This window comes from Pseudomonas sp. TUM25319 (assembly GCF_056388475.1).
The window spans coordinates 5,111,593-5,122,607 of record NZ_CM150751.1 but is presented as its reverse complement, the minus strand read 5'-3'; the positions used below and the strand labels follow the sequence as shown (position 1 = coordinate 5,122,607).

Genomic DNA, 11,015 nt, shown 5'->3' with positions numbered 1-11,015 from the left:
ATTGACCCAAATAACAAGAATCGGGGGACAGATCTATGACCGAGCCTGGAATGGCGGGTACTGGCGGTGCACTTCGCGCCCGCCCATGGGCGCTGGCCGCCAGCGCGGTGTTGCTGCTGGCAATGGGCTTTTGGACCAACACCGTCGAGGCGGCAGCGCCGGAGGCGGACGTCTGGTCCACGCCTTCCGAAAAGGCTGACAAAAGCCTGCTGCTGGACGTGACCAAAGTCGGCGCCCGGCTGGTGATGGTCGGCGACCGCGGGCACATTCTGTTCTCCGACGACCAGGGCAAGACCTGGACCCAGGCCAAGGTGCCGAGCCGCCAGTTGCTCACCGCGCTCACCTTCGTCGACGACCAGCACGGCTGGGCCGTCGGCCATGACGCGCAGATCCTCGCCACCGCCGACGGCGGTGCGACCTGGGTCAAGCAGTTCGAAGACCTCTCCCGCGAAGCGCCGCTGCTGGACATCTGGTTCCAGGACCGCCAGCACGGCATCGCCATCGGTGCCTACGGCGCGATGCTCGAAACCACCGACGGCGGCCAGCACTGGCAAGACGTTGGCGACCGCCTCGACAACCCCGACGGCCTGCACCTCAACGGCATCGCCCAGGTGAAGGACGCCGGCCTGTTCATCGTCGGCGAGCAGGGCAGCATGTTCCGCTCCCGCGACGGCGGGCAGACCTGGGAAAAACCCGAAAGCCCCTACGAGGGCTCGTATTTCGGCGTCATCGGCACCACCCAGCCGAACACGCTGCTGGCCTACGGTTTGCGCGCCAACCTTTACCGGTCCACCGATTTCGGCGACACCTGGGAGAAGATCAGCCTCCAGGCCGAACGCGGTCCGCTCGAATTCGGCCTGTCAAACGCTACGCTTCTCGATGATGGCAGTCTGGTACTCGTGGGGAATGGCGGCACGGTCCTGCGCAGCAGCGACGATGGCGCCACCTTCAAGGTCTTCAACCGGGCTGACCGTCTCGCGCTGGCAGGAGCCAGCGGCTTGTCTGACGGCAACCTGATTCTGGTCGGGCAGGGCGGCGCGCACTTCGCCTCCGCCACCGGTGCCGAGAGGACGCAACCATGACCAGCCAGGAGTCGTTCACCATGAACCAGCACCATCAGGACAAGCCGACACTGCTCGAGCGCCTGATCTTCAACAACCGCCCGGTGGTGATTGGTATCTGCCTGCTGGTCAGCATTTTCCTGTTCTGGCAGGCCACGCTGATCCGCCCGTCCACCAGTTTCGAAAAAATGATCCCGCTGGAGCATCCGTTCATCCAGAACATGCTCGAGCACCGCAACGACCTGGCCAACCTCGGCAACACCGTGCGCATCTCGGTGGAAGCGGTCAACGGCGACATCTTCGACAAGGACTACATGGAAACGCTGCGGCAGATCCATGACGAAGTCTTCTACATCCCGGGCGTGGACCGTTCGGCGCTGAAATCGCTGTGGAGCCCGGCGGTACGCTGGACCGAGGTGACCGAAGAAGGGTTCTCCGGCGGCGAAGTCATCCCCAACACCTACAACGGCTCGCCGGAAAGCCTCGACGACCTGCGCAACAACGTGCTCAAGTCCGGGCAGATCGGCCGGCTGGTGGCCAACAACTTCAAGTCGTCGATCGTCGATGTGCCGCTGCAGGAGTCCTACCCCGACCCGCAGGACCCGGGCCGGCAGATCAAGCTGGACTACCAGCAGTTCTCCCACCAGCTGGAAGAAAAGATCCGCGACAAGTACCAGGCGCAGAACCCCAATGTGAAGATCCACATCGTCGGCTTTGCCAAGAAAGTCGGCGACCTGATCGACGGCCTGATGATGGTGGTGGGCTTCTTCGCCATCGCCTTCGTCATCACCTGGATCCTGCTGTACTGGTTCACCTGGTGTATCCGCAGCACCATCGCCGTGCTCATCACCACCCTGGTGGCGGTGGTCTGGCAACTGGGGCTGATGCATGTGGTGGGCTTCGGTATCGACCCTTACTCGATGCTGGTGCCGTTCCTGATCTTCGCCATCGGCATTTCCCATGGCGTGCAGAAGATCAACGGTATCGCCCTGCAATCCAGTGACGCCGACAACGCCCTGACCGCCGCACGGCGCACCTTCCGCCAGTTGTTCCTGCCGGGGATGATCGCCATCCTCGCCGACGCCGTGGGCTTCATCACCCTGCTGATCATCGACATCGGCGTGATCCGCGAACTGGCCATCGGCGCCTCCATCGGTGTGGCAGTGATTGTCTTCACCAACCTGATCCTGCTGCCGGTGGCGATTTCCTATGTCGGCATCAGCAAGAAAGCCATCGAACGCAGCAAGAAGGACGCGACCCGCGAGCACCCGTTCTGGCGCCTGCTGTCCAACTTTGCCAGCGCCAAGGTGGCGCCGGTGTCGGTGCTGCTGGCCCTGGTGGCCTTCGGCGGCGGCCTCTGGTACAGCCAGAACCTGAAGATCGGCGACCTTGACCAGGGCGCGCCGGAGCTGCGTCCGGACTCGCGCTACAACAACGACAACGCCTTCATCATCGGCAACTACTCCACCAGTTCCGACGTGCTGGTGGTGATGGTCAAGACCCCGACCGAACAGTGCTCGGTGTACAAGACCATGGCGCCGATCGACGAGCTGATGTGGACCATGGAAAACACCCCCGGCGTGCAGTCGGCGGTGTCCCTGGTGACTGTGTCCAAGCAGATGATCAAGGGCATGAACGAGGGCAACCTGAAATGGGAAAGCCTGTCGCGCAACCCTGACGTGCTCAACACCTCGGTGTCCCGTGCCGACGGCCTGTACAACGCCGACTGCTCCCTGGCACCGGTGCTGGTGTTCCTCAACGACCACAAGGCCGAGACCCTCGACGGCGTGGTCAACGCGGTCAAGGCCTTCGCCGCGACCCACGACCAGGAGGGCCTGGAGTTCCTCCTGGCAGCGGGCAACGCCGGCATCGAGGCGGCCACCAACGAAGTGATCAAGTCGGCCGAGCTGACCATCCTGATCCTGGTGTACATCTGCGTGGCGGTGATGTGCATGATCACCTTCCGCTCCTTCGCCGCGACCCTGTGCATCGTCCTGCCGCTGGTGCTGACCTCGGTGCTGGGCAACGCCCTGATGGCCTTCATGGGCATCGGCGTCAAGGTTGCGACCTTGCCGGTGGTGGCGCTGGGCGTGGGCATCGGCGTGGACTACGGGATCTACATCTACAGCCGCCTGGAAAGTTTCCTGCGGGCCGGGCTGCCGTTGCAGGAAGCCTATTACCAGACCCTGCGCTCCACCGGTAAAGCGGTGCTGTTCACCGGCCTGTGCCTGGCGATCGGCGTGTGCACCTGGATCTTCTCGGCCATCAAGTTCCAGGCCGACATGGGTCTGATGCTGACCTTCATGCTGCTGTGGAACATGTTCGGCGCGCTGTGGCTGCTGCCGGCACTGGCGCGGTTCCTGATCAAGCCGGAGAAACTGGCAGGGCAGAAGGGCAATTCCATCTTCGCCCACTGATCCGGCGCTTCACTGCAACGCGGGCCAGACGCCACAACGTCTGGCCCGCGTTGCATTTGGGCTATCATTGCGCCTTTCCCTCTTCATGGCAGTAACCTGATGACCACCTTTTCCCAAGCCCTGCAATCCTGCGACATGCTGCTGATCGACGGCCTGCACGCCTTCGACTTCGTCCATGACGACAGCGGCCTGCGCGTCGAATGCATGGATGGCCGCACGCTCAAGCGCTGGGTTTTCACCGCCGCGCAAGTGGAAGCCGCCCGCGCCGACGGCCAGGACTGGCTGATCAGCGGCGACAGCGGCGAGCACCGGATCGTCTGCCTGGATGCCCTGCGGGCCTCGGAAGAGGATGAGGACGATGATGACGCCGCTGCTGAACCTGCTGATCGCTAGTGCCGTCGCCATGACCGCGACCGTGCAGGGCCACGAACTGCTGGTGGGCAGCTACACCGACGGTGCCAGCGAAGGCATCTACCGCTACCGCTTCGCAGACGGCCGGATCGACCCGCAGCCGCTGCAGGTGATTCCGGCCAGCCATCCGTCCTGGCTGACCCTGTCCGCCGACCGCCGCCGGCTGTTCGCGGTGAATGAACAGCCGGCAGGTGCCGTTTCGGCGTTCAGCCTGGATCAGTCGCACCTTGTCGTGCCGTTGAACCGGGTCGAAAGCCAGGGCGCCGAGCCCACCCACAGCAGTCTCAGTGCTGATGGCCGCTTCCTGTTCGTCGCCAACTACGGCGGTTCCAATGCCGAGGGCGGCAGCCTCGCGGTGCTACCGGTGACAGCCGAGGGGCGGTTGGTCGCGCCGGTGCAACAGCTTCGACATGCCGCCAGCAAGGTCAACCCCCAGCGCCAGGCCACGCCTCATGTGCATTCGGCCGTACCGTCGCCAGACGGTCGTTACCTGTTCGCCAGCGACCTGGGCGCGGACCGGGTGTTCGCCTATCGCTACGATCCTGACGCCGCGCAGCCGCTGAGCGCCTTCGATGCGGTCGCCCTGCCGCCGGGCAGCGGGCCTCGGCATCTGTGGTTCGGGCGCGATGGCCGGCATGCCTACCTGACCCTGGAAATGAGCGCGCAGGTGGCGGTGTTCGATTACCACGACGGTCATCTGACGTTGAAGCAGACCGTGTCCCTGACCGACAGCGACGACCCGGCCAGCAAGGCGGGTGGCGCCGTGCACGGTTCCACGGACGGGCGTTTTCTCTATGTGAGCAACCGTGGCAACGCCAACGAACTGGTGGTGTTCGCCATCGACCCGGTCGATGGACGCCTGAGCTTCGTGCAACGGCGCTCGGTGGACGGCGACCATCCGCGGGAGTTCGCCCTCGATCCCACCCAGCGCTTCGTGCTGGTGGCGAACCAGAAGAGCGACCAGATCGTGGTGATCCGCCGTGATCCGGCCACGGGCCTGCTGGGGGAGACGCTGCAGGTGCTGAAACAGGCGGCGCCGTCGGACCTGACCTTCATCGACTGACTATCGATGGCCTCGATATCTGTTACTGGCGCAATGAATTGTTGCTCGCGGCGGTGACGGCGTAGTTTTGAACCAAGCCAGACGGCCCTTCAACTCAACGACTTCGAGGCCAGACCGATGAACTTCAACCTCTTCCCCGTGATTGCCGCTTCCGCCATTTCCGCGTCCGTCGTACAGGCGGCCCATGCCCATGTCGAGATCAGCCAGCGCAAGGCGGCGACGCCCAGCTATACCGCCGACTACCTGCGCCAGAGCGCCAATTTCTATGCGGCGCTGGATCACAAGGTGAGTCACTGAGCGCCAGCGCGGTAGGAGCGGCTTCAGCCGCGATCGGCGGCGCAGCCGTCGTAGAACCTGAATCCGCGATGTTCCTGGAGTACCGGGGATACAGGGTTTATGGCCGCTGCGCGGCCAATCGCGGCTGAAGCCGCTCCTACAAGGGGTTGCAACATCAGCGCGCCATGATCGCCTTGAACAGTTCCGATTCCAGCCAGCCCTGCAACCAGGCGCGCAAGCGCGGGTAGGGTGCCTCGGCGAACCATTGCGGTTCGACCCCGGCGAACTGGCGGATAAACGGCAGCAAGGCGGCATCGGCAAGGCTCGGGTGGTCTGCCAACAGGTAGGCCCGCCCGTCCAGCCGCTGTTCCAGATCAGCGAGTATCACCTCGGCCTCACGCCGATAATGCTCCCGGGAATGCTCCGGGTAGCGCTCGGCATACTTGTAGTGGTTGAGGTGCACCTTGAACTCGCTGTCATTGCGGGCGATCAAGGCATCGATCCGCTCATCGCCCTGCAGGCGCCAGTCCTGCGGGTCGTTCTGCGCAAGCGCCCAGCGCATGATCTCCAGGCTCTCTTCCAGCACCCGGTCGCCCAGGTCGAGCACCGGCACCGTGCCCTTGGGCGACAGCGCCAGCATCTGCGCCGGCTTGGCTTTCAGGCTGACTTCGTCGATGTGCACCGCCACCCCGGCGTAGCGCAGCGCCAGCCGCGCGCGCATGGCGTAGGGGCAGCGACGGAACGAGTAGAGGATCATCCTTCCACCTCCAGGGTGCTGAGGCCGTTGCCCTGGCGCCGCACCTGGATCTGCACGCCGATCCGCTCATGCATTTCCTGCACATGGGAGATCACCCCGACCTTGCGGCCCTGGGCCTGCAGGCCGTCGAGGGCGTCCATGGCCAGTTGCAGGGATTCCGGATCGAGGCTGCCAAAGCCTTCGTCGATGAACAGCGATTCGATGCGCAGGGTGCTCGACGCCATCGACGCCAGACCCAGGGCGAGGGCCAGCGACACCAGGAAGGTTTCGCCGCCGGACAACGAATGCACCGAACGCAGCTCGTCGCCCATTTCGGTGTCCATCACCAGCAGACCGAGCTGGCTGCCGCCGCGCTTGAGCCGGTAGCGCCGCACCAGTTGGCGCAGTTGCTGGTTGGCGTGATGCACCAGCAGGTCGAGGTTGTAGCCCTGGGCGATCTTGCGGAAGGTGTCGCCGCTGGACGAGCCGATCAGCTCGCTCAGGCGCGCCCAGCGCTGCCATTCCTCGCGGGCCTGGGCGATGCGCTCGGCGAGGGCCTGGCTGGCCTGTTGCCGGCGCTGGTCCTCGGCCTGCTGCGCCCGCAGCTCGGCGCACTGGTGTTCGTGCTGTTCCTGAAGTTGCTGGCTGGCCTGGAGCGCCTGCTCCAGCACGTCCACCGTCTGCTCGGTGAGGTTCTGTGCCTGATGCTGTTGCAGGCGCTGATCCCGCTCCTGCACCCGCACGCCAGCCTGCTCGATGGCCTTTTCCGCACCTTGCAGGCGCTGGCGCAGGGCGGCGACCTGGTCGTCGTCCATGCCGAGCAGGGCGTCCAGGCCCTGTTCGTCCAGTTCCGGGTGCGCCTCGCGCCATTGGGCGATGGCGCTGTCCAGTTGCTGTTTCTCTTGCTCCAGACCGGCGTGCTGGCTTTCCCGTGCCTTCAGCTCGCTGGCGAGGGCGGCGGACTGGGTGCGGGTGTCCTGCAGTTGCTGGTTGGCGTCGGCCTCGGCGGCGCGGGCCTGTTCCACGGTCTGCTCCAGGTGGCGCTGCCAGTGCTCGGCGTCGGTATGTGCGCCGATCAGTGCGGTCAGGGCCTCGCGGGCCTGTTGCTGCTGGGTGTCGAGGCCGGCAAGTTGCTGTTGCAGCTTGTCCAGGTCCTGCTGGCGCGCCTGTTGTTTCAGTTCCAGGCTTTCGCGCTGTTTCAGGCGCTCGGCCAGTTCCTGTTGTTCGTCTTTCTGCTGCTCGAGCAACTGCTGGCGGGTCGCCAATTGCTGGTCGAGGGCGAGGAAGGTGTCTGCCGGGGTATCCCGCAGCGCGGCGAAGATATCCGCCGGCAACAAGGGCTCGAAGTGCGCCAGGTCCTGCTCCAGGCGCTGTTCGTCGGCCTGTAGCGCTTCCTGTTGGTGGCTGAGTTGCTGCGCCGCCTGCTGGCTGGCCTCGTTGGCGGCCTGAAGCTGTTGCTGCACGCGGGCGGCGTCTTTTTGCAGGTTGAGCAGGGCGCTCTGGCGCTGTTCGTCGCGGGCAATGTCGTCGTTCAGCCGGCGCAGTTGCAGGTCGAGCCACTGGCCACGGCTGGCGAGGTCCTGCTCGGCCAGTTGTGGATAAAGCGGCTGGCCTTCCAGTTCCGGTGCCAGGGCCTGGCGCTGTTCGTTCAGTTGTTCCTGCTGGTGCAGGTATTCCTTGAGCTGGCCGTTGACGCCGCCCAGCTGGGAGCGCAGGTCGTCCAACTTCTGGGTCAGTTCGGTGACCACCTGCTGCGCCGCCGCTTCTTCGTTTTCATCGTGGCGGGCGAGGTTTTCCAGCAGGGCTTCCGGCTGGTGATAGGGGTGTTCGAGGCTGCCGCAGACCGGGCAGGGCTGTTCGTCCTGCAACTGCGCCCGCAGTTCCTCGACGCTGGCATTGCGCGCCAGGCGCTGGCGTTCCAGCAACTGGCGAGTGAGGGTCAGCGCCTGTTGTGCGCTTTCCAGTGCCTGCTTGCCTTGCAGGCCAGCGGCGATCAGTTGCTGGCGCTCCTGCTGGGCGACGGCCTGGCGCTCGCGCAGGGCGTTGGCGCGTTGTTCGATTTCCTGCTGGCGGCCCCACAGCCGCGCCAGGTCCTCGAAGCCTTTCTGCAGCTTGCGGTTGTCTTGCAGCAGGGTGCCCAGCAGGCCGATCTGTTCGACCAGGGCCTGGGGCTCGGCGCCGGCTTCCTGGAACAGCACCGCCAGTTCAGCGCGCAGGGTTTCGCACTGACGGGCGCGGGCTTCGGCGGTTTCGCGCAGGGTCGGCAACTCGTCGCGACCTTTGCCCAGGCGGTTGGCGGTGAGCATCACCTGTTGCAACTGGCTGCGGTAGGCATTCCACGACTGGCCCAGGCCCGCCAGCGCGGCGCTCTGCTCCAGTTGCCCGGCAATGGTGCTCAGGGTCTGTTCATGGCGTTGCTGGTGCTCGATCAGGCTCGCCAGTTGCCCGCGCGCCTCGTCGCAGGCCAGGTGTGCCTGGCTGGCCAGTGCACGGTCGCGGGTCAGCTCCTGGTCCAGGCGATTGAGGGTGTGCTGGGCTTCGAAAGCCTGACGCAGGCGCGGCGCGCTGTCGGTCTGCTCGGCGAGGGCGTGGGTGAGGGCTTCACGGGCGCCGGCCAGCTGCTGGTCGAGCTGTTCCTGGCGGCGGGCCAGTTCGCCCTGTTGCTGGCGCTGCTGTTCAAGGGCGCTGGCCAGCGGGGTGAGCTGGTCGAGCACTTCCTGGCGGCGGGCGAACTGATGGCGCTGCGGCGCCAGTTGTTCCAGGCGGGTCAGGCTGAGGCGCTCGGCGGCCAGGTGTTCCCAGGCCAGGCGGGCGTTGGCCAGTTCTTCGCTGGCGGCCTGCTGCTGCGCCTGCAGGGTGTGCAGTTCGGTAAGCCAGTTGCGCTGCTGCTCCAGTTGGCGCAGTCTGGCCTGTTCGCTCTTGAGCTGCTGCTGGGCTTCGACCAGTTGCGTGTCGAGGGCCGTGCGTTGCTCCTCGCCCATCGGCAGCACGCCGCTGGCCTCGCTTTCCAGGGCCTTGAACGCATCGCCTGCGTCCCGGGCCCGGGTGAAGGCGCGGCGGCCCAACTGGCTGTAGATCGCCGTGTTGGTGAGCTTTTCCAGCAGCTCGCTGCGTTCCTTGTCGTCGGCCTTGAGGAAGGCGCTGAACTCGCTCTGGGCCAGCATCACCGCACGGGTGAACTGGGCGAAGTTGAGGCCCAGGCGCGACTCGATCAGTTGCTCGTACTCGCGCTTGCTCTGGTTGCTCAGCAACTGCTGGCTGTCGAGGTCGTGGAGGCTCTGGCGGCTGCCTTGCAGCTTGCCATTGGCCTTGTCGCGGGCACGGTTGGCCTCCCAGCGGGCGCGGTAGCGGCGACCGTCGATGCCGACGAAATCGACTTCGGCGAAGGCGCTGCCGGTGCCACGGCGCAGCAGGGTGCGCGGGTCGTTGGTGAGGATTTCGCCGTCGGCGTCGGGGACCTTGGTCTCGCGGCCGATGTTGTCCAGCCGCGGCACCGAGCCGAACAGCGCCAGGCACAGGGCGTCGAGCAGGGTGCTCTTGCCCGCGCCGGTGGGGCCGGTGATGGCGAACAGGCCGGCGCTGGCCAGCGGCTCGGCGGTGAAGTCGATTTCGAAGGGGCCGGCCAGGGAGGCGAGGTTCTTCAGGCGGATGGCGAGAATCTTCATGGCTGCTCCTCCTCTTGCTGCACGTCCTGCAACAGCAGGGCGAAGTCGGCCAGGGTCTGTTCATCGGCGGCGCTGCCGTAGGCCTGTTCCCAGGCGCGGGCGAACAGGTCTTCGGGGCGCAACTGGCCGAGTTCCACCAGACGCCCGTCGTCCTCGCCATCGGCGCCCTGGCGCCCGGCGTATTCGGCGGCGATGCGCACCAGGCGCACGGCCTTGCCTTGCAGGGCGGCTTCGATCTGCTGGCGCAGGTCGGGCTGCGGTTCGTCCAGTTGCACCCGCACTTCCAGCCACGCGTGGCGTTGCGGATCGTCCAGCAGATCGACCACCGGCAGCTCGGCCAGTTGCTCCAGCAGCTGCGCCAGCGGTGCCGGGCCGACTCGTTGCAGGGCCACGGCACGCGGCACACGGCGGCTTTCGACGCTGAGCAGTGTGTTGCCTTTGAACTCGACTTCGAGGATCTGGTGCGGGTAGTTGATTTCCGAGAACGACAGCGGCAGCGGCGAGCCGCAGTAGCGGATGCGCTCTTCGCCGTTGACCTTCTGCGGCTTGTGCAGGTGGCCGAGGGCGACGTAGCCGATCTCGGCGCCGAACAGGCTGGCCGGCAGGGCTTCGGCGTTGCCGATGATCAGGCTGCGTTCGGAGTCTTCCGAGACCGAGCCACCGGCCATGTGCGCGTGGCTGATGGCGATCAGCGGCTGTTTCGCCTGGCGTTGTTCGAGGGCGGCGGTGATGAGTTTTTCATGGACCTGGCCGATGCCGCGCACGTAATCGTCGCCCAGGTGCGGGCCGGTGACTTCGGCCGGACGCAGGAAGGGCAGGGCCAGGCACCAGGCCAGCACCTTGCCCTTGGCGTTGGTCAGCGGCACCAGCAGGCGCTCGCTGTCGAGCTGGCCTTCGTCGAGCCACTGCACCCGGCCCACGGCGTGGGTGCGCAGGCGGCGCATCAGCGCGGCGGGCAGTTCGATGCGCGAGCCGGAGTCGTGGTTGCCGGCGATCATCACGATGGTCAGGCCCGGTTGCTGTTCGTGGGCGCTGACGATGAAGTCGTAGAGTCGTTCCTGGGCTTTGACCGGCGGGTTGACCGTGTCGAAGATATCGCCTGCGATCAGCAGGGCGTCGGGCTGGCGCAGCTTTAGCTGGCCCAGTAGCCAGTCGAGGAAGCAGGCATGTTCGAAGTCGCGCTCCTGGCCGTGCAGGGTTTGTCCCAGATGCCAGTCGGAGGTGTGAAACAGACGCATGGATAGTCCTGTGACGGAGAACAGGCGGGAAATGAAAGCCGGGTATGGTAACTGAATATGGACAGGGTTTTGGCTGATGTTTGGCTGGCTGGACATCGGGCCGCTACGATCCCGTGGGTGCGGATTTATCCGCGAAGGGGCGCGCAGC

Annotated in this window: 8 protein-coding genes; 5 read left to right on the top strand and 3 right to left on the bottom strand. The window is 65.6% G+C overall.

What is annotated here, in order from left to right; genetic code table 11:
• The first annotated feature begins 35 nt into the window (after positions 1–35).
• The 5 genes from AC05QJ_RS23260 to AC05QJ_RS23240 all read left to right on the top strand — a co-directional run bounded on the left by AC05QJ_RS23260 (position 36) and on the right by AC05QJ_RS23240 (position 5,249).
• Positions 36–1,082 (top strand): WD40/YVTN/BNR-like repeat-containing protein, encoded by a 1,047-nt coding sequence (locus AC05QJ_RS23260; protein WP_476743609.1) that lies wholly within the window; start codon positions 36–38, stop codon positions 1,080–1,082.
• Positions 1,083–1,102: 20 nt separating this feature from the next.
• Positions 1,103–3,478, top strand: a complete 2,376-nt coding sequence (locus tag AC05QJ_RS23255; RefSeq protein WP_476747997.1) for an efflux RND transporter permease subunit — start codon at positions 1,103–1,105, stop codon at positions 3,476–3,478.
• Positions 3,479–3,577: 99 nt separating this feature from the next.
• The gene (locus tag AC05QJ_RS23250) at positions 3,578–3,871 is read left to right on the top strand and encodes a DUF5629 family protein (RefSeq protein ID WP_476743608.1); all 294 of its coding nucleotides are present in this window, start codon (positions 3,578–3,580) and stop codon (positions 3,869–3,871) included.
• On the top strand, positions 3,837–4,952 hold the full coding sequence (locus tag AC05QJ_RS23245; protein ID WP_476743607.1) for a lactonase family protein: 1,116 nt from the start codon (positions 3,837–3,839) through the stop codon (positions 4,950–4,952). The genes AC05QJ_RS23250 and AC05QJ_RS23245 overlap by 35 nt, the downstream gene beginning before the upstream one ends.
• A gap of 117 nt (positions 4,953–5,069) precedes the next feature.
• Positions 5,070–5,249: a hypothetical protein gene (locus tag AC05QJ_RS23240; protein ID WP_476743606.1), complete on the top strand. Its 180-nt coding sequence runs from the start codon at positions 5,070–5,072 to the stop codon at positions 5,247–5,249.
• 154 nt (positions 5,250–5,403) lie between these two features.
• Here AC05QJ_RS23240 and AC05QJ_RS23235 read toward each other — a convergent pair whose 3' ends face one another.
• The 3 genes from AC05QJ_RS23235 to AC05QJ_RS23225 are packed head-to-tail and all read right to left on the bottom strand — an operon-like array spanning position 5,404 to position 10,867.
• Positions 5,404–5,985, bottom strand: coding sequence for a glutathione S-transferase (locus AC05QJ_RS23235; RefSeq protein WP_476743605.1), 582 nt, complete (start codon positions 5,983–5,985; stop codon positions 5,404–5,406).
• Positions 5,982–9,629, bottom strand: a complete 3,648-nt coding sequence (locus AC05QJ_RS23230) for an AAA family ATPase (RefSeq protein ID WP_476743604.1) — start codon at positions 9,627–9,629, stop codon at positions 5,982–5,984. The genes AC05QJ_RS23235 and AC05QJ_RS23230 overlap by 4 nt, the downstream gene beginning before the upstream one ends.
• Entirely contained in the window at positions 9,626–10,867 is a 1,242-nt protein-coding gene (locus AC05QJ_RS23225) for an exonuclease SbcCD subunit D C-terminal domain-containing protein (protein WP_476743603.1), read from the bottom strand. Before AC05QJ_RS23225 ends, AC05QJ_RS23230 begins: the two co-directional genes overlap by 4 nt.
• Between the last annotated feature and the right edge of the window lie 148 nt (positions 10,868–11,015).